The following is a 26,471-nucleotide window of genomic DNA, read 5'->3' as shown; positions in this document are numbered from 1 at the left end:
GACACCGTTCAATGATGCGATTTACTCGATGCCGAGTTCCGCACGAACCTTCTCGAAGTCGTCGCGCTTGGCAAGGGCGCCAGCGGTCAGGATGAGCTTTTCCGGCTCCTTGTTGTTGGCGACCCAGTCAAACATGTTGAGAGCCGTCTCGTAGCCGTGCCGCTTCGGCGAAATGATCACCGAGCCGATGAACCCGGTGGCCGCCGGCTTCTTGAACTCGTTGATGGCCGAGTCCGCACCGCCGATGCCGACGCCGATCACGCCGTCAGCCGGGATGCCGACGCTTTCGGACGCACGCACGGCACCCAGGACCGCCTCGTCGTTGAGGCCGAAGGCGACCCACTTCTTGATGCCGGCGTTCTTGTTGAGGACGACGGTCGCGGCATTGAGCGCGGCTTCCGTGTCGGTCTTGGCCTGCGGGGCGTCGAAGATGTTCTCGGCCTTGAAGCCATTCGCCTTCAGCACCGAGATCGCACCCTCGACACGGTCGACGGCAGTCGGAAGCTGGTCGTAGGAGACGCGGATGGCACCGACCTCCTCGGCCTTCCAGCCGCGCGCCTTCATCTCGTCGACGATGGCCTGGCCGACCGCCTCGCCGATCTTGGTCGCCGAAATGCCCATGTGAGGCACGTCTTCGAGCGGCTTGCCGTCGGCGCTGACCAGTCGGTCGTCCACGGTCATCAGCTTGAGGTTGTTGGCGGCAGCCTTGGCGACGATGCCAGGTCCGAGCTTTACGTCAGGCGTGCAGACGATGAAGCCCTGGGCGCCTTGCGCGCCGAGATTGTCGATGGCCGACATCAGCTTTTCGCCGTCCTCGGCACCGATCTTCACCAGCGTGAAGCCTTTTTCCTTGGCTGCCTGATCGGCAAACTTCCACTCGTCCTGGAACCAGGGTTCCTCGGGCTGCTTCACGATGAAGCCGATCTTGGTCTCCTGCGCATAGGCAGAAGTAATGGTGGTGGCGGACAGGACGGCAAGGGCGCCCGCAAGGAGCGCCTTCTTCAAAAATCGCATGGTTTCCTCCCAAAAACGCGCCGGGCAAGCAGCCCGGATGACAAAAGCTAGCGTCATTCATCATACCAGTCAATTGCCTTGGTATGATGAATGAGATAGTTTCTTTCCGGAGGAGATGTGCTGCATGCCGAGACGGAGGATTGTCCGGCATACGGGGCACACATAAGAACGACGAGACTGACGTTAGGGGAGGAATGCATGGATAGTGCCAGGGCTGGTACGATGGACACCGCGTCAAAGGCGCGCCGTCCGCGTGTGATGCCGGACGTGGTGCGGGCAATTGCCTCCGACATCCTGGCCGGCCGTTATCCCTCCGGCGCCAACCTGCCGAGCGAAAACGACCTTGGCGTCGAACACGGCGTCAGCCGCACGGTCATTCGCGAAGCCCTGAAGATATTGGCCGCAAAGGGCCTTGTGCTCAGCCGCTCGCGGATAGGCACCGTCGTCTGCGAAAAGGAAAACTGGAACATCATCGACCCCCAGGTCCTGGAGTGGCACCGGCCGAATACGCTCGATCCAAAGCTGTTCGATTCCATCCTCGAGACACGGCGCGCCATCGAGCCGCTGGTCGCAGAGCTCGCTGCCGAGCGCGCTTCGCTGCATGAGATCGCCGATCTGGAATTGGCCTGGAAAGGCATGGAGGCGGCCGGCAGCGACGTTGCAAGTTTTGCCCGCTCGGACGCCGCCTTCCACCAGGTTCTCTATGGCGCCTGCCACAATCCGATCTTCCGGCAGATCGGCGGCCTGATCGAGACCGCGCTGAACTTCGCCCTCGAGGCGACGGCGAACTCCGTCGACCGGCGCGATGAAGCCGTCAAGGTCCACTACGGCGTCGTCGAGGCACTGCGAATGCGCGACGGCCCTGCAGCGCGCAAGGCCGCCAACGAAATCCTGGACCTCGCCGCGCGCGACCTCGCGCGGGCCAAGGCCCAGAAGAACCAGAGCTGACACCGCGCGAGCATTTGGAAAGAAGCGTCGAGCCATGAAGATCACCGCGTTCAAGACCTACATCGTTCCGCCCCGCTGGATGTTCCTCAAGATCGAGACCGATGAGGGCGTCAGCGGCTGGGGCGAGCCGGTAGTCGAGGGCCGCGCCCACACCGTCGAAGCGGCGGTGCACGAACTTTCCGACTATCTGATCGGCAAGGATCCCAGGCTCATCGAGGATCACTGGAACGTCATGTATCGCGGCGGATTCTATCGCGGCGGCCCAATCCTGATGAGCGCCATCGCCGGCATCGACCAGGCGTTGTGGGACATCAAGGGCCGGGCGCTCGGCGTACCGGTGCACGAACTGCTCGGCGGCAAGTGCCGCGACCGCATCAAGGTCTATTCCTGGATCGGCGGTGACCGGCCCTCCGACGTCGCCGACGGCGCCCGGGACGTGGTGGCGCGCGGCTTCACCGCGCTCAAGATGAACGGCACCGAGGAACTGCAGATCGTCGACAGCCACGACAAGATCGACGCCGCGGTCAAGCGCGTCGCCATGGTGCGCGAGGCCGTCGGCCCGCATGTCGGCATCGCCGTCGACTTCCATGGCCGCGTCCACCGGCCCATGGCGCGCATGCTGGTCAAGGAACTCGAGCCCTACCGGCTGATGTTCATCGAGGAACCGGTGCTCAGCGAGAACCGCGAGGCGCTCAAGGAGATCGCGGCTATGTCATCGGCGCCGATCGCGCTCGGCGAACGGCTCTACAGCCGCTGGGACTTCAAGAGCGTGCTGCAGGAGGGCGTGGTCGACATCATCCAGCCCGATCTGTCGCATGCCGGCGGTATCACCGAGTGCCGCAAGATTGCAGCGATGGCCGAAGCCTACGACGTGGCCGTGGCGCCCCACTGCCCTCTCGGGCCGATAGCGCTCGCCGCCTGCCTGCAGCTCGACGCCGTCAGCTACAACGCCTTCATCCAAGAGCAGAGCCTTGGCATCCACTACAACAAGTCCAACGACCTGATCGACTACGCCAAGAACAAGGACGTGTTCCGCTACGAGGACGGCTACGTCACCATCCCCGATGGCCCCGGCCTCGGCGTCGATGTCGACGAGGACTATGTCAAGGAACGCGCCAAGGAAGGCCACCGCTGGCGCAACCCCATCTGGCGCCATGCCGACGGCTCGTTCGCCGAGTGGTGACAGGCGGGCGCGGGCCCGCCCGCAATGGCGTGGTACTGCCTGTCGCCCCACGCTCAACTCAAAAAAGAGCCAGACATCGTCGATGTCTGGCTCTTTTTCATACGGCCGGCGCGTGCGTGCTCAGATCCGAGTCACGGCCCACCGCGATGGCAGTCAGGCGGCGGTTGCAAACCCGTCGCGGCACAGCCCGTTAAGCTGATCGAGCGACATCGTGTCGAGATCGAGCGCAGTGAGAAGATCGTTCTCGGCGTTGAAGTCGCGGCCATACATGGCCGAGAAGATACGCACGCCGGCTTCGTGCAGCTCGGCGGGCTGGCCGGCAAGCCGGCCGATCTTGGCGGTCATGACCAGGCCGAACGGCACGTCCTCGGTGACATAGCGGCTGTCGGCGGTGGTCGGGCCCGTGCCGCCGTTGCCGGCTTCGTGCATTTCCTGGTTCATCTGCGAGATGGAGTTCATCGGCACGTGGAACGACAGATGGAAGTGCTGGAAGATGTTGCGCACTTCGAGGCCGAGCTTGGTGGCGATGGCGATACGTTCCTCGTCGAGCCGCTCGAGCAGCCGCCCGACATTCGGCGTCACGTTCTGGCCCTGGCTCCAGTTCTCGCCGCGCTCCATGCGCGTCATGTTGCCGAGCGCGATGCCCATGTGGTTCTGCGGGTTGAGGTTGGAGAGCGCGATCGCCATCAGGCTGCCGCGGTCGACGAAGCGGTCGCCGAACAGCGTCTGGCAAACAGCGAAGCCGTCGGCGCTGCGCGAAGCCGGCACCGTGGCGAGGTCGACCTTCTTGCGCACGGTGTTGACGTTGACCAAGGTCGGGCTGAGCTGTCGCCCCGACACCACGGTCGTGCCCCAGCCTACGACAGGTGCGACGACGCCGCGAGCCGCGAGCAGGCGCGACAGGTAGAGTGCGCCGAAGGACGCATGCGAGCTGATGATGATCGTCTGGGCCGGCGTGATGTAGGGTGCGATGGCGTCGAGCACGGTCTTGTGGCCATAGGCAGGCAGCGCAATCACGATCGCCTCCGAACCGGCGACAAGCGCTTCGGCGCTATCTGCTGCCGATGGATGGAAGGTGCCTTCGACCGCGCCTTGGGCGACCAGTGCCTCACCCTTGGCCAGCGCCTTGGTGCGCTCGCCCGACGGCGACCACAACGTCGCGTGGTGGCCCTGCTGTTCGAGAAACGCCGCCGTTCCAAAGGCGATCGAACCCGCGCCGACAATACCTACCTGCATTCCACTATTCCTTTCTGGTAAATCATCATCCCGGCACCAAGAGGCCGGTCATCATTTCGGGCGTATCGACGCCCTGAGTGTGTTGGTTCCCACTTCGGCCGAAGCCACGACCAGGAACGCCCTCGCCCCGACCGAGCCGGCGCCCACGCTGGTCAGAGAGTGCGGCACATCGGCTGCGTAACGCGCCGTCTCTCCCGCCCGCACGATCATTTCGTTGCCGGCACTGCGCACCACGATCTCTCCTTGCGTGCAATGCAGGTGCTCGATGGTCCCGGCGCCATGCGGATCGCTGACCAGCTTGCCCTGGCGCTCGAAGCTCAGGAGGTACCATTCGATCATCGACACCATGCCGGCGGGCGACAATATCTGCATCGTGCAGCTGCCATCCGCACTTCGGATAGTGGGCGTCATGTTGCCGGGCTGCAGGTCGATGCGGTCGCTGCGCTCTTCGCTGGCGCCGCTGACTAGGCTGTTGAGGTCGATGTTGAGCGCGCGCGTCAGATGCCACAGCGTGCCGTAAGTCGGGTTGGCGTTGCCACGTTCGATCTCCGACAACATGGAGCGCGACACGCCGGACATTGTCGCGAGATCGTTGAGCGTGAGCTTCAGCTCCTTGCGGTGTGCCTGCAGGCGCGGCCCAATTTCGGGCGGATTGATCGAATTCATGCTTCTCCTCCCCCTTGACCGATCTACTTTGCGTGCTGGCCAGTCATTCTCCGACCGGCTCGCCGAGCGTGTGCATGAGCCGGTTGGCCCAGCCGAACAGCGACGAGGACAGGATCAGGTCGAGAATCTCGTCCTTGCCCAAGCCGGCATCGACAAGCGACTGCATGTCCGAAGCATCGGCATCGGAGGGGCATTTCGACAGCTTGACCGCGAAATCGAAGATCGCCTTGAGGCGGGGCTCGATCTCGGCATCGACTCCTTCGGCGAAGATCGCCGCAATGACGGTTTCGTCCTTGGTGATCTGGTTGTAGCGCCCGGCGTGCACCGCAGCACAGTAGATGCAGCGGTTGACGATCGAAGCGCCGACAGCGCCGATCTCGCGCTCGGCGCGCGAGAGGCCGCCACGATTGTACATCACGCCGTTGAACAACGGCGATCGGTGCGTCAGCGTCTCGACGTCATGTGCAAGCACCAGCACGTAGTCCGAAACCTTGGTGTTGGACGGCGTGATCTTGAGTGCTTCGAGCTGCTCGGCGCTGGCCTCGGCAAGATCGAGCGGCTTCACATAGGGCTTCCACTCGGGAATGGTGGTGGTGAATTCGTGAACGACCTTGCTCATGCCAGCCCCCGCATCAGCCGCAGCCCGGCGGCAACCCTGATCTGATAGCTGACGAAGGCAACGAGTTCCGACAGTCGCACGATGTCGGCATCGGTGAGCCCGGCTTCCTGCAGCAGCTCGATATCACGCCGCGTCGCATCCTTGGGCGCGTGCGCCACAAGGTCGACATGCCGGATCAGCGCCTTGACGCGGACGTCGCTGCCGCCGTCGAACCAGATGTCAGCGATGCGTGCGGTGGCGCCGGAAGCGCCGGCCTTGTCGAGCAGCGCCTCGAAGTGCTCCTCGAAATCCTTGTCGTCGTTGATCTTGGCGATTCGGCAGGCAAGTGCTGCACGCTCGGCGTGCGACAGCCCGCCTGGTTCGACCGGCGTCAACGCCCCGTCGTGGGTCTGCTGGGTCAGTGCCATGATGTCGGCACGTCCCGCCACGACTTCGGCCAGCGCGCTACCGGGTTCGATGCCGACGATTGCGGCGATCACGTCCTTGTTGTCGGCCATGCCGTCCTCCTATGCCTGCTGGCGGACGGCGGTCCGCGCCTCGTCCGGCAAGGGCGATGCCGTCCACTCGTCACCGCGCAGTTCGGGCGTGTCGTAGTCGAGCAGCCGCTGCCAGTACTGGCCGAAATTCTCGGTGTAGAGCTTGGCGGCGATCTCGCGCGCCAGCCATGCCGCACCTTCGCTGATGCCCGGTATGTCGCCGCTCATCTTGCCGAGGCTGGCGGCAGCACCGGAGTTGAAGCTGTGGATGTTGGCAAGCCACGGCGCCTGCCCTGGCTCGCGCTCCAGGAAGGTGAAGTCGTTGGCGAGGTAAGGGTAATTGCCGAGTTCGGTGTTTTCCTGGCCTTCGGGCGGCGTGAAACGGTCCTGCCACAGAAGGATCTTGTCGGCGTAGCCGTCGAGTTCCTTTCGCGCCAGCGGATCGACGCCGAAGCCGGTGCCGAGGATCAAGAAGTCGGCGCGCACCGTCTTGCCCTGCGATGTCGAAACGACGATCTCGTCGCCATCGAGCTCGGTCTTGTCGACGGCTGCATCGAAATGGAAATAGGCGTTGGCATGCCGGCTGACGCGCATCGTCGAGCCACGCGGTGCCGGGGTCTGGGTGCGCAGCGAGTAGTTCATGATCTGCCAGCGCCTGGCATCACCCAATTGCGGGAAGGCAGCGGTGAAGCCGAACGAGCCGATGCCCATCAGCTTGTTGATGCAAGGCATCTCCTTGCGTCGGATGAGGTGGCGGACTTCCGCGGCACCTGCCTCCAGCGCCTCGGCCGCATTGTCGACGGCAGATGCGCCGACCCCGACCACGACCACTCGCTTGCCGCGCAGGGCGGCAAAATCGATATCATGGGACGAATGCGCCCAGTATTTCGCAGGCAGGTTGTCGACGAAGCCGGGAATGCTGGGATGACCCATTCCGTCGCGGCCGGTCGCCATCACCACCTTGCGGGCCAGCACCGATTTTTCGCGCGCGCCTTCGCCCGAAAGCGTCAGCCGCATCAGCTCGCCTTCCGGCAAGATAGTCTTGACCTCGACGCCATTCTCGACCGGCAGGTCGAGCACCTTGCGGTACCAGCGCAGATATTCCATCCACATCGGACGCGGGATCTTGTCGAGTTCAGCCCAGGTCTCGTTACCGAATTGCGCGACATACCAGGCACGGAACGTCAGCGACGCCATGCCATAGGCCGGGCCGGTCAGTTGCTTGGGCGAGCGCAGCGTTTCCATGCGCGCATAGGTCAGCCATGGGCCTTCAAAGCCCACCGGGCTGCGGTCGAAGATGCGGATGTTCTGGATGCCGGCACCGATCAGCGCAAAGCTGGCAACCAGGCCGCACATGCCGCCGCCGATGACGACGACGTCGTGGACCTGTTCCTCCCCCTCGACTGCGGTCGGCACCACCCAGTTTGACGGCGGGTAGCACAGGCATGCGAGATCGTCGTGAACACGCTGCTCGAGTTCGGCCAAGCCGCCGGCGGCCGATTGAAGCGGCGCCTGTACGTCATACGCCATGGGTCGCCCCCGCTGTCCGCTCGAAATCGTCATTTCGCATGTCCTGCCCTGCCTGCTGTCGGCCCGCATCCGTCACCGGCGCGGGCCGTTGTCGTCTCAGTTGTGTGCGTGGCGGTCGGGGATGACCGTCGTGGTCTCGGGCTTCCAGCCGACCCAGATGTCCTCGCCATTGAGCTGGGCAACGTCGGAAGGGTGGACCAGCGCATTGAGAACCGCCCCGTCGGCAACCTCGACCGAAAGCGAGGTGTGATTGCCCTTGAACACGCGTTGGCGGACCTTGCCCTTGATGCGGTTGCCGCTTGTCGGTTCGTCGGCCGAGCAGTGGATCGCCTCGGGGCGCAGCACGACATAGAGGTGATCTCCGGCCTTGGGGGCCAGCCCGCCCTGTGCCGCCTTGATGGTGACGCCGTTCCAGTTCAGCGCAGTCGTGTCGCCTTCGGTGCCGACAACTGTGCTGCGCAGGAGGTTGGTCTCGCCGATGAAGTTGGCGACGAAGACGCTGCCCGGACGGCCATAGAGCGTGTTCGGATCGCCCATCTGCTCGATCTTGCCCTTGTTCATGACCACGATCGTGTCCGACATGGTCAGCGCCTCTTCCTGGTCGTGTGTCACGAACATGAAGGTCTTGCCGGTCTTTTCCTGGATCGACTTGAGCTCGATCTGCATCTGCTGGCGCAGCTTGGCATCGAGCGCCGATAGCGGCTCGTCGAGCAGCAGCACGTCCGGATCGGGCGCAAGCGCACGCATCAGTGCCACGCGCTGGCGCTGGCCGCCGGACAGTTCCGACGGGAGACGCTTGGCGTAGTCCTGCAACTGGACGAGTTCGAGCAGTTCCGATACCCGGCGGTGGATCTGCTGGTTGTCGAGCCCCTTGAGCTCAAGGCCGAAGGCGATGTTCTTGGCGACGCTCATATGCGGGAATAGCGCATAGTCCTGGAACACGATGTTCACGTTACGCTTGTTGGGCGGAACGCGCGTCACGTCCTTGCCGCCGAGCAGGATGCGCCCGGAATTCGGCATTTCGAAACCACCGAGCATGCGCAGCGAGGTCGACTTCCCGCAGCCGGAGGGGCCGAGCAGGGTGACGAACTTGCCCGCCTCGATGCTGAGGTTCAGGTTTTCGACGGCAACGTGCTTGCCGTAGCTCTTGGTGACGTTGTCGAACTGGACGACGGGTTGCATCAGCGGGTCCTCGCGCGGCGGGTCAGGTATTCGGCGTAAAGTCCGACGGCGGCGGTAACCACCAGGACGAGTGTCGCCATTGCGTTGATTTCGGGAGACATGCCGCCCTGCACTTTGGCGAAGATCAGCATGGGAAGGGTCGGACGATAGCCGCCCAGGAAGAAAGTGCGGACAAAGTCGTCGATCGACAAAAGCACGCAGAAGATCATGCCGCCGACCAGCGCCGGCTTCAGGTAGGGCAGCGTCACGCGGAAGAAGGCAACGACGCTGTCGGCGCCCAGGTCACGCGCCGCGTCGACCAGATTGCCCGGCATCGAGCGCAGCCGCGTCAGCGCCATCACCACCACGAAGGGCACGGCGTGCACCGTGTGGCCAAGGATGATGGCGGCCGTTCCCGTCGGCATGTCGATGGTCGAGATGAAGATGCGCAGCGAGATCGCCGAGATCATGCCGGGCACGACGGCCGGCAGGCAGGCGAGCGCGAAAATGATAACCTGGCCCTTGATGCCTTCGGCAACAATCAGCATGGCGATCCAGGTGCCGAGCGTCGTCGCGGCCAACGTCGAAGCGGCGGCGATCATCACCGAATACAGGCAGGCCTCCAAGAACTGCTTGTCCTGCATCACCTTGGCGTACCAGTCGAGCGTCCAGTCGCCGATCGGGAAGGCGACGAAGTTGGCGTCCTTGAAGCTCATCGCCATCATTAGCGTCAGCGGCAGGAGCAGATAGAGCAGGAAGGCCCAGTAGAACGCGGTCAGCGTCGTGCGCGGAGCGTCTGCAAACATGTTGCGCATCAGAATGCACTCCTTTTTTTGCCGCCGACAAGGCGCATGAAGATGCCGGCCGTGATCAGGGCCGTGACCAGCATGATCAGTGCGAAGGCGGCGCCGACAGGCCACTTGTCGCTGGCGCCGTGGAAGAAGCCGCTGATCGTCTCGGGGAACAGCACGGTGGTCGGGCCGCCGAGCAGCATGGGCGTAGCGAAGACGCCGATGCAGGTCAGGAACACCAGCGAGCACCCCGACACGATGCCGTCCTTCGACAGCGGCAGGATGATCCTGCGGAAGCGCGTGAACGGGCCGGCGCCGAGATCGGCCGCCGCGTCGAGATACTGGGAAGGAATCTTCTCAATCGCCGAATAGAGCGGCAGGAGCATGTAGAGGCATATGAGATAGACAAGGCCGAAGCCGAGCGAGAAGGAGGTGTAGAGCATCGGGATCGGGCGGTCGATCAGCCCGATTTCGCGCAGCAGCACGTTGACCGCGCCGCGGTTGGCCAGAAGCATGATGACCGAGAAGGTGCGGATCAGTTCGCCGGCCCAGAACGGTACCAGCAGCAGCAGCAGCGCCTTGGAACGCCCCTCCGGCTTGACGATCTTGGCGACGTAGTAGGCGACCGGATAGACGACCACCAGGGTGACCGCGGTCGCTGTCGTGGCGAAGATGAAGCTCTTGATCAGCGGCGTGAAATAGAGCGATTCTTTGAAGAAGATCGCGTAGTTGTCGAGAGTGAAACGCGACTCCACGCCCGGCTGGACCGGGTAGTGGGACAACAGGCTGATCTTCAGCATCTGATAGATCGGCCCGACATGCATCATGACCAGCCAGATCAGCGGCACACCAGTCAGAAGCATAACCCGGCCGATGCGCGACTCCACCGCAGCCCCCAGCGTATGCCGGTAGAGCGCGGAGTTTACCACCTTGGCAATGCCGGTCGAATATTTGGGCACGGACGCGTCGCGCCCTCCCGCATAGCCGGCTGTCGTGTTGCTACTCACCATCAAACAATCTCGGTTGGCGCAACCCGACCGGTGCCGCATGACATGATCGGCCGTCGGTCATTGCGCGTTGTTGGATTACAGCGCCGCATCCGCCCCCGGATGCGCAATGGGACGCAGTAAAACTGTGAACGATGCATGCCCTTTGGTAGCTCGGGTCATGCACTGAACAGGCCTGCGAAAGCGGGCTGCCTGCCCCGGAGATCGTCGCAGCGCTCCGGGACAGGTCGAGAGGCTTCGTTGCCTCGTCAGGCCGCTTTGACCTCTGCGGTGGCGCGGTCGATCATCTCGTTCTTCATGTCGCGGTTGACCGACGAGAAGAAGACGACGCGCTCCAGCTCTTCCTGCGGCAGCGTCGCGGCGAGCTTTTCGCGATCGTTGAGCAGGTCCCCGACGCCGTTGATGGTCGAGCTGTAGCCCGACTGGCGGGTCATCGCAGCGCCCACTTCCGGGCTTGCCAGCACAGCGTCGAGCAGCTTGTAGGCGTTCTCAGCGTTCGGCGCATTGTTGACGACGTTGAGCGTGTAGCAGAAGCCGAACGTGCCTTCCTTCGGCACCGACAGCTGGATCGGATGACCATCCATGATCAGCTTGGCGGCAGGGCCAGACCACGAATGGGCGAGGTAGATGTCCTCGTTGATGAACATCTGCTGCACTTCCGAGCCCGCGTCATAGTACTTGCGCACCATGTCCTTGTTCTTGATCAGGAAGTCGCGCGCTTCGTTGGTCGCCTTCTGCGCCACGTCGGCCTTGTCGACATAGCTGACGAAGTCGCCGTCATGGCCGAGATACTGCATGACGATGGTCATGAAATCGCTGACGATATAGGAGGTCTGACCCTTGTACTGTGGGTCGAACATGATCTCCCAGCTGGGCGCGTCCTTTGTCCCCCGTCAGCGGCTATGGCACAGATTTGAGGTTGTGATTTAAGGAGGATTTGGGCTTCGTCGTAGTGACGAAGGAACGAAGATGAAGCCCAAATCCTCCAATTCAAAATCACCGACCAAGCCCCCTGCAGAGCGGGTGGTCAAGGACATCCGGCGTCAGACCCGCCGCCACTTCTCGGCCGAAGACAAGATCCGCATCGTGCTTGAAGGTCTTCGCGGTGACGACAGTATCGCCGAGTTGTGCCGCAAAGAGGGCATCGCGCAGAGTCTGTACTACAGCTGGTCCAAGGAGTTCATGGAAGCCGGCAAACGCCGCCTGGCCGGGGACACCGCCCGTGCGGCGACCTCCGGTGACGTGCAGGACTTGCGCCGCGAAGCCCGTGCGCTGAAGGAGTGCGTGGCGGACCTGACGCTGGAAAACCGCTTGCTTAAAAAAAGCATGATCGCGGATGGGGGCGACGACGAATGAGGTATCCCGCATCCGAGAAGCTGGAGATCATCCGTATCGTCGAGCAGTCGCACCTGCCGGCCAGGCGGACGCTGGACCAGCTCGGCATTGCCCGCCGGACCTTCTACCGCTGGTATGACCGCTACCGGGAAGGTGGGCCGGAAGCGCTGGAGGATCGCCCTTCGGCGCCGAACCGGGTGTGGAACCGCATTGGCGAGGACATCCAGGACCAGATCGTCGAGATGGCGTTGGAGGCGACCGACCTCAGCCCACGCGAACTGGCCGTGCGCTTCACCGACGAGAAACACTACTTCGTGTCGGAAGCCACGGTCTACCGGTTGCTCAAGGCCCATGACCTGATCACCAGCCCAGCCTATACGGTAATCAAGGCGGCCGATCAGTTCCACACCAAGACCACGCGGCCGAACGAGATGTGGCAGACCGACTTCACCTACTTCAAGATCATCGGGTGGGGCTGGATGTACCTCTCGACGGTGCTTGACGACTTCTCGCGCTACATCATCGCCTGGAAGCTATGCACCAACATGCGGGCCGAGGACGTGACCGACACACTGGACCTCGCGCTCGCCGCCTCGGGCTGCGACAGCGCCACCGTTCTACACAAACCCAGGCTGCTATCGGACAATGGCCCCAGCTACATCGCGGGCGAGCTGGCCGAATACATCGAGGCCAACAAGATGAGCCATGTGCGCGGCGCGCCGTGCCACCCGCAGACCCAAGGCAAGATCGAGCGCTGGCACCAGACCCTGAAGAACCGCATCCTGTTGGAGAACTACTTCCTGCCCGGCGACCTCGAAGCCCAGATCGAGGCCTTCGTCGAGCACTACAACAACCAGCGTTACCACGAGAGCCTGGCCAACGTGACGCCTGCCGATGTCTACTTCGGCAGGGCACAGGCCATCATCAAACAGCGCGAAAGGATCAAACGAAAAACCATCGAATATCGGCGCTTGCAGCACCGCAAGCTCGCAGCCTAACATCAAATCCCAGACGAGGCCCGCTCTCCGCTAGTCTACGCCCCAATCTGCGCCAAATGTTCTGACGACGGACACGAAATAATCCGGATAAGATTTAGGGCGCGCCCGTTCGGCAAAATCGCGGCCCGTTTCTGACGGAGCACCGGCGGCTAACATATCGTCCAACCGTACGCTTCCGTCCGATCGTGTATTGGCGCAATGCTGGCACACTCGAAAATGAGGTGCTGCCAATCGAATTATCATTGACCAATCGGATCTGGTCGTCGAAATGCAGTGGAGCTCCCGGCTGCAACAGCCCCTGATGCCTGCCCCGAGCTCCGGCAATACCTCATTGAGCGAGAGATCATTTCTACAGGGCAGCGCAGATCGCGGCCAAGTTAGCCCAAGAGCGCGTCACGCCGCGACTTACCTTCTGACCGGTCGCCAAAAAAGGCGGCCCAAAAGAAGCTGGTTAAGCTCTGAATCTGCGACACGGCGTATGCCGAAACGCCTGCCGGGTTTGACTTCGACGCCTATCTTTACGATTCTACAAAACTAGGGCGTTCGGGACAATTTTGGTGCGGCGAACACGCGGCACCTTTTGGGGGCGAGGTAGTAGAGTTTGTTGGGGGACCGTCAAGATACCGAAGCCTTCGATCTGCTTCGAAATCCTTTCGTTGTGCTGTCTGTTACCCCGTCAGCTACTAAGGAAGAAATTGCCGAAGCATTCGATGAAAAGCTTGCCCAAACCAATGTAGAGGAGGAACTCCTACGGGATGCTCGCCGTATCCTGCTGATTCCTAATCACCGGTTGAAGGCCGAAGTCTCATACCTATTTGACACTCCGGAAAAAAGCGCACGACTGACGCTTGGTCGCCTTGTCGACATATCTGTAATACAAGACCTGAAGGCACTGGCTCGCACATTACCCCCGTTGTCCAGGCTGAATATGCTCGGCCATATCGCGGCCAATTCATGTGACAACGAGATACTGATTTCCTATGTGGACGCTCAGGGCGAAATCGATCTTCAGTCGCTCAGCAAGCGGTTTAGCCGAACGCGTACAGCTGCGGGGCTCTCAAAACCTTCGGTTGATGCGATCGAAAGCGCGCTTCAACTGCTCTTCGGCAGACACTGTTCGTCCATGTTGGGCAGCTATGCCATGCCTGAGTATGCTGCTGATGATATGCGGAAATGCGTAGAGTATTTTGTGCAAACATCACAACAAGAATATCACGATGCTCTCGCTCCGTTGTTGAAGGGGTATCGTAGCCGAATCGTCTCAGAACAATCAAAGCTTGGTGCCGAAATCGATGCGGCTCTTGAGAGCCTTGCTCAGAATCCGGGCGATTACAACGCCACAACTGCATTGAGTGAGGCGCTGCATAGGTGGGACAGACTCAGCCAGCCCTTGCAGCTGTTCGAACAAAGCTTGGGCCGCGACGAGCCGGCTTCTAGAGCTATGTTCCAGAAGATAAGGGGATTAGCGCTAGACTTAGCAAACGACCATGACGCCTATCAAGCCTCACTTTCACTTTCCCGCTTGTGCAAAGAGGTCTTTGCCGAACTACCAAGGGCCGCTGAACAGCTTGATCGCGACATACAGACTCTAGATGAAATGGTGCTGCATTCCGGCGCGGCGCCGTTGTTTGAAATAATCTCCACAATTGACGAAAATCAAAAGCAACTTTCGGATGAATTGAAGGTTTCCAAATTTGGAAGTTCAGACCGAGGCATTTCTGGAAGACTTTATTCCACATTTCAGAATACAATTGAAAGATTTCTAGAAACAGCGCACTTTGATCTCCCCTGGCTGATGCTGCGCGACCTAACTCTCAAACTTAATAATGATTTCGATGACCCGGCTTCAAGCCTATCCATCATCGAATTCACTACCAAGCATCCTCTCTTCGAGAGAGTCTCTGATACCCTCCGTTCGAAGATTGCAGAGGACGAAGCTGCTGTCAGGATTAACGTCCTGGAGAGCAACTTTCTCAAGCAGATTAGCGCAGAAAACTTCGTGGCTGCCGAAGAAGTTGCACGCAAGCTGGTCCTCGTGGTCGAAGACTCCGAAAAAAAGCAGCAGTATTCTCAACTTCTTGAGGGACTGGTAAATAGGAACAAGCCGAAACGAAAGGTCTGGCCATATGTCGTCGGTGCATTCGTTGCCTTGATGTTTGTTTCAGAGCTTATGGACCAGAAGCAAAAGCCAACCTACCGACCCAATACAACCACCTCGCAAGGCGACCCAACCAATGATTACTCGCCTCCAATCAAAAGAACCGCGCCGCCACTTTCTAAGGACGCCGGTAGTGAGGTCAAACCTCCAGTTGGTATCGAGAATTCGCTAACTATTGAAAATCTACGATACTGTAGGCGGGAAGCCGAGCGCCTTGAGATCATTAAGGCTCGCATTTTTTCCGATGACGATAACGTCATCCGATTATTCAATATTGAAGTCGATGATTTCAATTCGCGTTGTTCTAATTACCGATATTGGGAATCGGACCTCACTAAAATCAACGCGGAACTCGTAGCACGAAAAGCCGCCACTTCTCAGGAAGCCCAGCTGCGACTTGAACGATGGCGGACAGAATCTAGTTCGGCCTCTATCCAGCCGGCCCCGAACCCGCAGCCCAACGTTCCGCAGCAAAGCCAGCCTGCATTGAGGAATTCCAAACTCGACCTTCTGAATCTCGAGGAAGCGGCGATGGTGCAGGCCGTACTCGGGGACCTAGGCTATTTCGACGGCCCCCGAAACGGCACGTGGGGGCCGCAGTCGAGGCATGCGCTGTTCCTTTTCAAACGATCCAACGGCCTGGGTGATGACGACGGTTTTGATGGCGAGACCGAAGAGCGCTTGTTCGGGAACTCAGCTATACCGTCTTCCGGAGTTGATACCCCACATGGCCAGCAAACGTACATCTACCCACCACCATTTGGGGCGAAGCTGAATCCTCTCAACGCCCGTGACGCTGCGGATATTAATATGAGGTTGCAAGAACTCGGCCTATACAAGGGGAAGCAACTTGAGATTTGGAGTGGCCTGTCGCGCGATGCCTTGTCAGTTTTCAGAACAAGCAAAGGGCTTCCTGACAACGCCTCGTGGGATTCGCAGGTTGAACAGATGTTGTTTGCAGGCCGTTGATTTTTGAATTTTTGGCGGAGAATATGGCATGTCAAAATCGCTAGCAGATCTTGCGGTCGAGTTCTGGAAACTTCTCAACAACTATGACCGATTTATCGACGTCGTGCCCGACATAGCCAAACCGAGACTTGCCGCGCAGGCCAGATTTGGCAAGACGCGGCTTGCGACCATCCTACAGAACGAAGGCATGCATTTGACCGTATACGACGGTCACGTCTTCGAACCAAACCTACCAGTTGTAGCAATAAATGATGATGAATTCGCTAGTTCTGATGTTTTGGTTATCAGTCAGACAATTGAGCCGACAATTCTTCAACAATTGAACGTGATCAACGTTGGTAAAGTCTACTTGGCTAAATCCGTTTCACCTCGGGGACTATAATGTACTTTGGCATCGATCTGGGAACATCGAATTCAGCAATCGTCGGCAATGGCAACGGCCGGCTGTGGTTCTTCAAAACCGCCGAGGGCATGGACGTAATGCCAAGCGCGATCATGATAGACCGCCGCGGCGGGATGTTTGTCGGCCGAAAGGCATACGATCATGCGGCCTTTTCCCCAGAGAATGTGTGTTTGAAGTTCAAGCGGTTGATGGGAACGTCCAGCGAATTGCCGTTTAAATCCCTCGATCGGAAATATACGCCGGAGGAGGCTAGCGCGGAGATCCTAAAGGCATTGATGGCGCAGGCAAAAATGTCGGCTGGCGATGTCGATGTCGACGGCGTGGTGATTACGGTTCCTGCCGCATTCAATCAGATGCAATCCGAGGCCACAATGAGAGCTGCGGGACTAGCCGGATTGTCAAAGGTTGCATTGCTGCAGGAGCCTATAGCAGCTGCTATGGCTACGATCGCCGGATCAGATAACAAATCAGGGCAATTCCTGATCTACGATCTTGGTGGCGGGACGTTCGATGCGGCAATTGTCCAAAGCATTTCGGGCAGCGCGACCGTTGTAGCGCACGCGGGCATCAATATGCTGGGCGGTAGCGACTTCGACAGGGCGATCGTCAATTCGATCGTTCGTCCGTGGCTGCTGGACACATTCGACCTCCCCGACGAATTCCAGAAAATGCCCGGGTATGAGCGCCTCATGCGCATCGCTAACTACCGATCCGAACTGGCAAAAATTGCCCTTTCCACTCACGAGAACGACAGAATATTTGCCGATGAGAACCAGATAGGTCTCAAGGACCGGTCTGGCCAAGAAATTTATCTTGATGTTGAGATCAGCAGGAAGGACCTCGAAAACCTCGTTTTCGGGCAGATTGACCAATCTGTAACCCTGTGCAGGAAGCTTCTTACTGACAACGGCTACGAGCCCTCTGATCTGGACCGGGTCATAATGATCGGAGGCCCGAGCCGTATGCCATTTGTGCGTGAAACAGTAGCATTCCAGCTCGGTATTGACCTCGATCTCGGCGTTGACCCTATGACGGCTGTTGCGATGGGAGCGGCAATCTATGCTGAAGGGCGCGACTGGAGCGGCGTGACTCCAACCACGAAAGCGTTGAGGTCTTCAAAATCGGCGAAGCTGGTCGAATCCCAAATTGAACTCGATTATGAATTTGCGCAGCGCACGGCCGATGCACAAACAAGAATCCGGGTAAAGGCCAAGCATGGCGAACCCGAAAAGGGATATGCAGTTCAGGTGGAGACCGACGGAGGCTGGAACTCTGGGAAGGTCAATCTAAAGTCTACGACCGACATCAAGGGCATTCCGCTTCGACCTGGTCGCAACATCCTTAGGATATCAGTGTTCGACCCCTCTGGAGTACGAGCAGCTAATGCCTCTCCGGACATCGAAGTAATAAGAGTCGAAGCGACATCGGACGGGATGCCTCTCATGCACAGCATTGCTGTCAAAGTAGCGAGCGGCGGTCAAGGGATGGAAGTTAACACCCTTAAGGCGATTGCGCAGAAAGGAACCCCGACACCGGTCCGCGGAGTCCACAAATTCAGATCCGCTAAGACTCTCAGGGCTGGTGATGGCACTTCTCTGGAAGTTGAGCTCTACGAACAGGTGGATGGCGTGCCTGACCCGGAACTGAACCTACCTATTGGCATGTTTTCCCTTAAAGCTGACGACCTGGAACGAGGTGAAATCATTAGAAGAGGCGACGAAGTTTTCGTCAACTGGGTCATCGACGCGAACGGACTAATGGATTGTACGATCGAATTCCCCACCATTTCACAAAGCTACGATGTTGGGTATTTGTCCACAGCAGGTCATAGGAATTTTGACGGCGAAGAGGGCGATGCTTTGGCCCTTTCCGCAATAAATTCGGCCCAATCGGATATTGGCAGACTCGATCATGCCCTTGGTGAAAGGGTTGCACAGGACATCAATCGGTTTCGGGCGCGGTTGGAAGAGAGTAAGGCCCAACTGTCACTGACCAATGAACCCGATGTCCGAAGATCCGTCGTCGAGGATTGCCGCGCACTTCGCCAGGAGATCAACAAGATAGAAAATCGCACCGAGAATGCAAAATTGGTGCTGCGCGATGACATTGAAAGCTACGTTGAAGAACTATCAAGTTATCCAGTAAGCGTATTTGATGACAACACGAAAACAAAGATGAACCGTCTGGCGGCTCACGCCAGAACCGTACTCGACAAGACCACCGCTGACTCGCTCGAAGAAAGTCAGAAGTCTTTCAATGAACTGAAAGCGCTGGCTTTCTCTGAGATTTCAAAGCACCCGGGGTTCTGGTCCGAGGTATTTGAATCTATGGCCGAGGATCGGTCGAACACTGTCGACAAGCGGAAGCACGATGAGCTTGTTCGTCAAGGGGGTGACGCGCTCGACAGGCAAGATCTCGACCTTTTGCGTTCCACCATCTTTCTGATGCGGAGGAACATGATCAAATCGACGGACGTCGGCAGTGGTCTAATTTCCGGGCTGATGGAATAAGTATCATACTCTGTAGCCACGGAACTAAGGCGACAGGGCAAGGCGCACATAGTTCGAGCACTTGTGCAATTCCTTACGCTACAAGCGAATATTGCGGCTGTTTCCCATTTTCTGACGTAGCCGCCGATACTCAACGATGCCGCGCATCTGGAAAGGGCGCGGACTGACCACATCGCGGACTTGAATGCACTTCGGTTGGTCCGGCTGGTTCGGTGCTAGAACCCGCAGCCAATGTCTGAACTGATTGATGCACCTGGTTGATCAGACCTGCGAGTTCGGCAGCCGGCACCGGATTGTTCGATACGTAAGCAGCAACAATGTCTGCATCAGGGGTAATACAAGTGTATAATCGGCAATTTTGTCGGACGTGGCCATGCCTTATTGAATGATGTTTGAGATGTCGCGACTTCTGTCTAATAGAGTATATTGATGTCGGCAACTAAAATCTAGACAACGACTTTGCCGAGTGGCACAAGTGTGGAATTCTAGTGTTATCAGTTCGTAATACGAATTTGATGTGGGCTAATGGAAATGCCTTTTCTTAGGCTGCTTAACCAAAATATGAGCGAATGAGGGTTAATACGGTTAGGCGATAGAATTTGTTCTGCACAATTGGTCATCTCCCGCTGGACTTCCGGGCAACAGCAAGCATGTGTGGTGTCGAACGCAATGGCGGAGGCACTCATGAAGGAAAGTAAGCGGTCAGCTGAGACCGTTCATGGCTGATAGCTCCATGGCATCAACTCGTCGATCCGGGAGACAGGCCAGCGAAGCGGATCTAGACGCTGAAGCGGAATAGCGCCAGCTTGTATTGACGGCAGGTTTGGGCACAGTCACCGTCCGGCAGAGTGATCGCAATGGATGTCTGCCTTCGGCGTCGGCTTGGTGGCCAATGCGATGCCGCATTGGCTTGTCCGCATTCAGGTTGCAGCAATCGCAGGCTTTGCGGCCACGATGAGGTCGCCGCGAATGGCCGCTTTCTGACATCCGCTCGCAACATCAGCCCGTCCGCTCACGGCCCCCCTCGCGCACAAGACGCTCCGATCGTTTCTCCAATGGCCAAAGTGGGCCGAAGGAGAACGACAATGGGTATTTCACAATATGATCCCGCAGCCAAAGGTCGGCCGGCATGGAACGCTGGTCAGCAGGTTGGAGCCAAGCGAGCCTTGAAACCTCGCCAGATTTGGGCGATCCGCTTCTTCCTTGATCGCGAAGGGCGCATGCGCGACCGGGCACTCTTTGACCTCGCGATAGACAGCAAGTTGCGAGGATGCGACCTAGTGAAGATCAAAATCGGAACGCTTGTAGCGGGTCGGGAGATCCGGGCGCGCTCCATGGTGGTTCAGCAGAAGACCGGCAAGCCGGTCCAGTTCGAAATCGCGTCAGATGCGCGAGCAAGTCTGCTGTCATGGCTTGAGAGACGTGGCGGAACGGTCGACGACTTCGCTTTTCCCAGCCGTGTTGATGCCAACGGCCATTTGAGCACTAGGCAGTATGCCCGACTGGTGGATGAATGGGTGTCTGCGATCGGTCTGCGCCGAGAAGAGTATGGTACGCACTCGCTTCGTCGGACCAAGGCCTCGATCATCTACAAGGCGACGGGCAATCTCCGTGCGGTTCAGATTCTGCTCGGTCATACCAAGATCGAGAACACGGTGCGATATCTCGGCGTCGATGTGGACGACGCATTGGAGCTCGCAGAGGCCACCGAGGTCTGATCAAAAGCGGCTCCACTGTCCAGGTGGGGTCGCGAACTACAACGCGCCCCATGTCGGGCGTATAAGCGGAGTTAACCTTCACCTGAAAACGGGCGTGACTGCGAGCCGCGAGAACGACGACTCCCCCATCGAACCAAATGCGGCTTGCGTCCCATAAGCATGTGTGTGTTGCGAGGCCTCATCTGACTGTTGGTCGGGGCCGTCGCGAGCAAACCGGTGAGTCTTCTGGCGTGTCCCTGCGCTTTTCCACTTCCATCTTCGCGCTTCGCCCGTACTTTTCCGGATGCTATTGTTCTCGCGGAGTGGGAACAATGAAGATCGTTAGACTGGACATAGATGGATTTCGCGGCATTCAGAACGGCAGAGTTCTGTTCGGCGACTTTACTATTTTTATCGGCGCGAACAATTCCGGCAAGACTACGGTCGTCGAGGCGCTTGCGCTGCTACTGGGGCGCGACCGTCTGGTACGTCATCTCACAGAACATGATTTCTTCGGCTCCGATCCAGTGGCGGCAACAAGAATAAAAATCGTCGCCACGATTTCCGGTTTCGCGCCCAACGATCCCGCCCATCACCATGACTGGTTCCGGCAGGGTCGCGGCGTCGAGAAATGGTTCGACCCCGCGAGCGGCAACGTTCATCCGGCCGCAACGGCGCAGGCGACGGAGCTTGCCTGTCAGATCGCATTCGGTGCGTGCTTCGATCACACCACGCTCGAAACAGAGACCGTGCGATACTTCTATGACGATGCACATGACGACGATCCATTCGCGGATGACTCGCCGGTCGTGCCGCTCCCGATCAGCCTCATCAAGGACCTCGGTCTCTTCCTCGTCCCCGCCAACCGCACATGGGACCGGATGATGTCGTTCGGTTCCGACCTGTTCCGGAAGACGGTCGCGTATGTGGGCGGCAACCCAGCGGAGGCGGTGCTGGCCGAGCGCGACAGACTGCGCAATCCCGACCAGCCTCTCGAAGAAGACGAGAAGCTTGCTGCGCTCGTCGGTGACGTAAACGACGACCTCAAGACACTCTTCGGCCGCCAGATCGATCTCAGTCTTCGTTTGACCACGACAGACAGCGAAGGCGTACTCGATGCCGTGATGCCGCACTTTCAAGAAGCGGGGCGGCCACCGCTGCCTGGCCGGAGGCATGGGAACGGCATCATCTCTCTTCAAACTCTCGTCCTGCTCATGCGCTTTGGCAGCTTGCGCAAAGCGCGCGGCGATAACTTCATCATACTGATCGAAGAACCGGAACTGCATGTTCCGCCACCGCAGCAGCGAAAACTGCTCCACTATCTGAAGAAGATGGCGACACAGACGATCATCACAAGCCATTCGCCGACCGTCTCATCGGTGGCCGATCCCCACCAGCTCGTGCTGATAGTCAACAGCACAGGCGCGCTATCCGCCAATCCGCTGCTGAAATTGCCGATCGACCAGAATGCGACGGCGGTGCGGCGCTCGCTCTTTCTGACCGAGCGCGCAGCGACGGTATCGGCAGTCATGCACCCTGCCGTTCTCATTCCCGAGGGCAAGTTCGACGCGTCATGGCTGCGCTTGTTCGGGCGCATTGCGGATCTGACGGAACTTCCCGTAGACCCGCAAGGCGCGACCTTCACACACGAAGTGGGCGTTATCCCGACCAAGGACGCGCGCATCGATGAAACCTATCGCGACCTTGCCATCGTTCATCCAGCTATCACGTGCCTTGTGGACGGTGATGGAGCAGGCAACGACTATAAGGCCTCCCTCTCCGGAGGCGCATCACCTTGTCCGCGTGTCATCCAGTGGCCCAATGGCTGGATGATCGAGGATATTGTCGCGTGGGTATGCGCCGCCGATGCAACCGTCATCGCGCATGCGGACCTCGCACCCTACGCCTTGCCTGCGAACATCGGTGATCTCGCAGCTCATCTGAAAACAGACGCAGCCAAGCGCGACGAGATACTGCACGGCACACTCGCGGATGCAATTGTGGGAAAGCCTGCATGCAGCCGCCGCGTGCGGCACGTTCTCTCGGTTCTCGCGGCGATAGCGACCGGCAAACAACCGTTGGCAAACTCGGTCGTGCAAGTGGCGCATGCCAACGGTGTCACAATGCACTGGACGTTCAACAATGCCTTTCCGGGGATTTGAAGGACCTGCAGGCTCTGGAAAGACCCACAGGCTCATGGAGTCCGTGGGAGAGCGGCTGGCGCAGCAACCGTTGCTGCCGCACCAGAAGGTTCTCGCCCTCACTTTCATGCACGGATCGCGCCGACGCCTCGATGAGGAGCTACGCTCGAATCCGCAACTGCGCGGGAAGTCGGTCGCCATGACGATCGACAGCTTTTCCCTGCAGATTCTAACACGCTGGCGTTCGCTCGTGGCGGCGCTCGATCTTGCAGCAGGAGATTTCAACGAGACGTGCAATGCTTGCGGACAGCTGCTCGAACACCAGCAAGTCGCGCTGTGGGTGGCGCGGTCCTATCCGGTCATCCTAGTGGATGAGGCGCAGGAACTTGCTCCGCCGCGTTTGCGAATCATCAGCGCGCTTGCGCCGCATGCTTCCGTCTTTGTAGCGGCGGACGAATTTCAATGCCTCAACGAGGAAGTTGATACGGGTCCGTTTATGGAGTGGTTCCAGGGTGGAGAGATCACCCAGCTCAACCATATCCATCGAACGGCGGTTGCAGGCTTGCTCAATGCAGGCGCGAACTTGCGGCAGCTAGCGGCACCGGTAAACGGGCCGGGTTTGAGGATGGACTATTTCTTTCCCAACCTTGCTCCGTTCCGGATTGGAACAGCGATCTATCAAGCGCAAGGAACGCGCGCCGTGCTTTTTCCTCCAGCTGGTCGCGACTGGGCGGATGCGATCGCCCAAAGGCTCAGCGAAGGGTTACAGTCCCCCAACTACAACATCCCGCCAATCAAGTTGATCCTAGAGCCACGTGCCTTGGACGAGATTGCCACGGTGATGGCGGTCATCGGAGATGCCGACGTTCTAAGCCCCGCACAAATTGCAGAGCGATTTGCGCAACTGGAAAATCCGCCGCGATGGACACCGCAAGTCATCGCTGCAGCGTTCCAATCCATGACTCGGCAAGGAAAAACGCTCTGGTCCGCCGCAGAACTTCGAGGCCTCGTCGACCGGAAGGCGGCAAATTTCCGCGCTTACGCGAGCGATCGCGTGCGCGGCATTCCGCTCCTTGGAATCCATCAGGCGAAGAACCGGCAGTTCGATCACGTCGTTATTCTATGGCCGCACGGCGTTCCAGGTAGCGATCAGCTCAAAGCCAGACTGCTCTACAATGGCATCACGCGCGCGCGCATGAGCTGCAAGGTGTTTGTCCGCGGCGAGAACCTGCTTCAGCAAGCACCGTTCGTATTCAACGCTGCGTAACTGCCGCCGGCGCGGCGACCAAACTCACTCGATCCCAGCGACGACGATCGGGTAGCTTCCTAGCTCAAAGCCCTTACCCCCCAAACGCCGGTCTGCAGCGGCGTCGCGCGTCGTCGGGCGCGAAAGTACGCCCTTGGAAAGCACCTTACCCTAGCGTAAGCATTCGAACATCCAGATTGCCCCTTTTTTTGGGGGGGTCGCCGCGAGTACAACAAAACTGCGTGAGAATAGAAAAGCTTAGCATTCATCTTCTTGGCGGATCTATTGCATGTGTCTATCGATTGTTTGGGTCGGGATTCGATCCGGAATAATGGCTTTGCCGGGGGGCGAAGCGGGGGGAAGCAGTGGCCACGACCATCAAGTCAATTCATATCGAGAATTTTCGCTCCATTAGGTCGATCGAGGCCGATCTCGCCCAACTCGCCGTCTTTGTTGGGAGAAATGACTGCGGAAAATCCAACATCCTTCGAGCGCTCAATCTATTCTTCAACTATGAAACTAATCCGGGGGTCGAGTTCTCATTCGCCGAGGATTACAACTTCTTCGCACCGGTGCGTGTCCGGAAGGCCAAGGAGATTGTTGTCCGCGTGGAGATTGCGCTGCCAGAGACCTATCATGCCACCAACGGCCAAGTCATCATATGGACCAAGCGGTGGCGCGAGGACGGACTGTGGAGCGAGGAGTACGATTATTACGGCCAACGTATCACGCGTAATCGGCGGGGTCAGGAGGTCCGGGCGGACGTTGATATCCCTGAGAAGTCCAACGTCCACGCCCTGCTGCGGAAGATTGAATTCGAGTATGTGCCAGCAATAAAGGATTCGGAGTATTTCGACGATCTACGAGGCAGGATATACGGCATCATTTCGGAAGTGGCAGCACGCACTTTCCATGAGTCTAGCGCTGCATTCGAACAGTCGATCGGCGACCACCTGAACGAACTCACTGCGAGCATCTCGGCCTCGCTTGGTTTTAATACTCGGCTGGCATTGCCAAGGGACTTATATCACATCTTTGAGCGGCTCGATTTTCTCAGCGGTGAGAAGTCCGTCTCTCTTAAGAATCGCGGCGATGGGATCAAAGCGAGGCATATCCCCTTAATCCTGCGTTTTATGGCGGAGAAGAAAGCCGCCCTACAGCGTCGTGGCGGCGCTCCGATCAGCAGCATCTGGGCGTATGAGGAACCCGAGAACAATCTCGAGATAGGCAGCGCGGTTCAGCTCGCGGACGAACTTCATAGCTTGGCCAGGGCTGGCACCGCTCAGATAATGCTAACTACGCATTCTCCAGCCTTCTACGATTTGGGGCAGCGCGAGAGCGAGGTCGCACTGAACTTTGTAACCCGCACGTCGGACACCGAGGGAACGGTAACCAAGACTGATGCGAAAGGGATCGATGAGAGCTTGGGGACATTGGCGATGCTTGCTCCTCGGATTTCCGAGATGGTCGCTCAAGTCCGCCAGCAGGAGGCGGCGAAGGCCGAGGCGGCGCGAATGGCCGAAGAAAACTGCCCCCGCATCTTCGTGGAAGGGGAGAGCGACCGGATAGTGCTCGCGCGGGCTCTCCAATTGTTCTTTCCTGAGGCGGTTGGGCTTGTGCGCTTCGAGACTAAGCGTGACGGTGCCGGACACAGTTACGTTATCGACATGCTCATCGGCTGGCGGTCGCAGCATAAGCATCATCCGGAGCGCCCGAGGGCCGTCGGCATCGTTGACGGAGATGCGGGACAGGCAAAGAGTGAGTTTAACAAACAGCCTGACAATGTGAAGTCGGCGAAATGCTTCGTATATCCGGCTCCAGCGCCATTACGTGCGGCCCGCGCCGCTCATTTCGGCGTCTATGCTTCCTTGGAAACGCTATATCCAAAGGAGATCTGGGAGGAAGCAGCGCGCCGCAACCAGCTCGCTCGCCGGAACGTAGTAAAGGTCTGTCCGGCGGCGCTGGCCAATCGGATCATCTTGGGCGAGGCCCGACTGGAGGATGAGCTCGATCAAGCTTGGGCTCACTTCGTGATGAATGATTTCATGCCAGAGTACAAGATAGCTGCTGCCGAGCGCCTCTGCCGTCAGGAAGATGCCACATGTAAGGCTACGCTGGCAAACTTCGAGCCGCTCCTGAGGGAAACGCTGGAGTTCCTTGGTATCGACGCGGCGAGGCGGTAGCTCAGGCTTGAAGCGTGTAGCCGGCGATTGGCCGCTCCCCAGTTCCCCAAAGATCTGCCAGTTGGCAAAAAGGCCGCGACATCGCCGTATTCAGCAAGTGGTGCTCCGCAATTATCTTGGAGTTCAAGGCGCCTGGCGTCGAGCGACGAGCATATCGGCGATCTGTCGCATGCCCAGTTGCTCGCCGCGAAGTCGGGCGG

Annotated in this window: 19 protein-coding genes and 2 pseudogenes; 10 read left to right on the top strand and 11 right to left on the bottom strand. The window is 59.0% G+C overall.

The genetic code is table 11. The features are described from left to right. Positions 1-21: 21 nt before the first annotated feature. Entirely contained in the window at positions 22-1,014 is a 993-nt protein-coding gene (locus tag CO731_RS26815; RefSeq protein WP_108610371.1) for an arabinose ABC transporter substrate-binding protein, read from the bottom strand. Between the two features lie 198 nt (positions 1,015-1,212). Here CO731_RS26815 and CO731_RS26810 point away from each other — a divergent pair, with 198 nt between their 5' ends. Further along, the gene (locus CO731_RS26810; RefSeq protein ID WP_108610154.1) at positions 1,213-1,962 is read left to right on the top strand and encodes a FadR/GntR family transcriptional regulator; all 750 of its coding nucleotides are present in this window, start codon (positions 1,213-1,215) and stop codon (positions 1,960-1,962) included. A 34-nt stretch (positions 1,963-1,996) separates the two neighbouring features. Then, on the top strand, positions 1,997-3,145 hold the full coding sequence (gene dgoD, locus CO731_RS26805) for a galactonate dehydratase (RefSeq protein ID WP_108610153.1): 1,149 nt from the start codon (positions 1,997-1,999) through the stop codon (positions 3,143-3,145). A gap of 153 nt (positions 3,146-3,298) precedes the next feature. On the opposite strand, the gene CO731_RS26800 is transcribed toward dgoD, so the two are convergent. The 9 genes and pseudogenes from CO731_RS26800 to CO731_RS26760 form a co-directional block, all read right to left on the bottom strand. Then, the gene (locus CO731_RS26800) at positions 3,299-4,381 is read right to left on the bottom strand and encodes an NAD/NADP-dependent octopine/nopaline dehydrogenase family protein (RefSeq protein WP_108610152.1); all 1,083 of its coding nucleotides are present in this window, start codon (positions 4,379-4,381) and stop codon (positions 3,299-3,301) included. Positions 4,382-4,432: 51 nt separating this feature from the next. Next, a complete protein-coding gene (locus CO731_RS26795) occupies positions 4,433-5,047 on the bottom strand; it encodes an XRE family transcriptional regulator (RefSeq protein ID WP_108610151.1) in 615 nt (204 codons plus the stop codon). A gap of 43 nt (positions 5,048-5,090) precedes the next feature. Further along, positions 5,091-5,666 (bottom strand): peroxidase-related enzyme, encoded by a 576-nt coding sequence (locus CO731_RS26790; protein WP_108610150.1) that lies wholly within the window; start codon positions 5,664-5,666, stop codon positions 5,091-5,093. Continuing rightward, the gene (locus CO731_RS26785) at positions 5,663-6,163 is read right to left on the bottom strand and encodes a hypothetical protein (protein ID WP_108610149.1); all 501 of its coding nucleotides are present in this window, start codon (positions 6,161-6,163) and stop codon (positions 5,663-5,665) included. Before CO731_RS26785 ends, CO731_RS26790 begins: the two co-directional genes overlap by 4 nt. Positions 6,164-6,172: 9 nt before the next feature. Continuing rightward, positions 6,173-7,672 carry an NAD(P)/FAD-dependent oxidoreductase gene (locus CO731_RS26780; RefSeq protein WP_108610148.1) on the bottom strand — a complete coding sequence of 500 codons (1,500 nt, stop codon included), beginning with the start codon at positions 7,670-7,672 and terminating at the stop codon, positions 6,173-6,175. Positions 7,673-7,768: 96 nt separating this feature from the next. Beyond that, the gene (locus CO731_RS26775) at positions 7,769-8,854 is read right to left on the bottom strand and encodes an ABC transporter ATP-binding protein (protein WP_108610147.1); all 1,086 of its coding nucleotides are present in this window, start codon (positions 8,852-8,854) and stop codon (positions 7,769-7,771) included. Further along, positions 8,854-9,648 carry an ABC transporter permease gene (locus CO731_RS26770; protein WP_108610146.1) on the bottom strand — a complete coding sequence of 265 codons (795 nt, stop codon included), beginning with the start codon at positions 9,646-9,648 and terminating at the stop codon, positions 8,854-8,856. Before CO731_RS26770 ends, CO731_RS26775 begins: the two co-directional genes overlap by 1 nt. Continuing rightward, on the bottom strand, positions 9,648-10,634 hold the full coding sequence (locus CO731_RS26765) for an ABC transporter permease (protein ID WP_108610145.1): 987 nt from the start codon (positions 10,632-10,634) through the stop codon (positions 9,648-9,650). The genes CO731_RS26770 and CO731_RS26765 overlap by 1 nt, the downstream gene beginning before the upstream one ends. A gap of 245 nt (positions 10,635-10,879) precedes the next feature. Beyond that, positions 10,880-11,497: pseudogene (locus CO731_RS26760) on the bottom strand (extracellular solute-binding protein); the annotation flags it as partial. Between the two features lie 103 nt (positions 11,498-11,600). Here CO731_RS26760 and CO731_RS26755 point away from each other — a divergent pair. From CO731_RS26755 to CO731_RS26740, 4 genes are all read left to right on the top strand, one after another. Beyond that, positions 11,601-12,964 (top strand): IS3 family transposase gene (locus CO731_RS26755; RefSeq protein ID WP_108606636.1). Its coding sequence is split into 2 segments (ribosomal slippage): positions 11,601-11,948 and positions 11,951-12,964, totalling 1,362 coding nucleotides; the frame shifts between segments, so codons are not numbered across the junction. Positions 12,965-13,565: 601 nt separating this feature from the next. Further along, on the top strand, positions 13,566-16,091 hold the full coding sequence (locus CO731_RS26750; RefSeq protein ID WP_108679488.1) for a hypothetical protein: 2,526 nt from the start codon (positions 13,566-13,568) through the stop codon (positions 16,089-16,091). A 28-nt stretch (positions 16,092-16,119) separates the two neighbouring features. Beyond that, positions 16,120-16,473 carry a hypothetical protein gene (locus tag CO731_RS26745; protein ID WP_108610143.1) on the top strand — a complete coding sequence of 118 codons (354 nt, stop codon included), beginning with the start codon at positions 16,120-16,122 and terminating at the stop codon, positions 16,471-16,473. Continuing rightward, a complete protein-coding gene (locus CO731_RS26740) occupies positions 16,473-19,004 on the top strand; it encodes an Hsp70 family protein (protein ID WP_108610142.1) in 2,532 nt (843 codons plus the stop codon). The genes CO731_RS26745 and CO731_RS26740 overlap by 1 nt, the downstream gene beginning before the upstream one ends. Before the next feature lie 202 nt (positions 19,005-19,206). Here the strand turns inward: CO731_RS26740 and CO731_RS29450 are convergent. Then, positions 19,207-19,341: pseudogene (locus tag CO731_RS29450) on the bottom strand (MucR family transcriptional regulator); the annotation flags it as partial. A gap of 748 nt (positions 19,342-20,089) precedes the next feature. Here CO731_RS29450 and CO731_RS26730 point away from each other — a divergent pair. From CO731_RS26730 to CO731_RS26715, 4 genes are all read left to right on the top strand, one after another. Then, positions 20,090-20,722 carry a tyrosine-type recombinase/integrase gene (locus CO731_RS26730; RefSeq protein WP_108610141.1) on the top strand — a complete coding sequence of 211 codons (633 nt, stop codon included), beginning with the start codon at positions 20,090-20,092 and terminating at the stop codon, positions 20,720-20,722. Positions 20,723-21,033: 311 nt separating this feature from the next. Continuing rightward, the gene (locus CO731_RS26725) at positions 21,034-22,863 is read left to right on the top strand and encodes an AAA family ATPase (protein WP_108610140.1); all 1,830 of its coding nucleotides are present in this window, start codon (positions 21,034-21,036) and stop codon (positions 22,861-22,863) included. Then, on the top strand, positions 22,808-24,109 hold the full coding sequence (locus CO731_RS26720) for an ATP-dependent helicase (RefSeq protein WP_343213205.1): 1,302 nt from the start codon (positions 22,808-22,810) through the stop codon (positions 24,107-24,109). The genes CO731_RS26725 and CO731_RS26720 overlap by 56 nt, the downstream gene beginning before the upstream one ends. A gap of 344 nt (positions 24,110-24,453) precedes the next feature. Then, on the top strand, positions 24,454-26,271 hold the full coding sequence (locus tag CO731_RS26715; protein WP_108610138.1) for an AAA family ATPase: 1,818 nt from the start codon (positions 24,454-24,456) through the stop codon (positions 26,269-26,271). The last annotated feature ends 200 nt before the right edge of the window (positions 26,272-26,471 follow it).

Origin of the sequence: Aminobacter sp. MSH1, assembly GCF_003071665.1 — a bacterium.
GTDB lineage: Bacteria > Pseudomonadota > Alphaproteobacteria > Rhizobiales > Rhizobiaceae > Aminobacter > Aminobacter niigataensis.
Note: the sequence above shows the minus strand (reverse complement) of the source record. Positions and strands in the feature narration are given on the sequence as shown.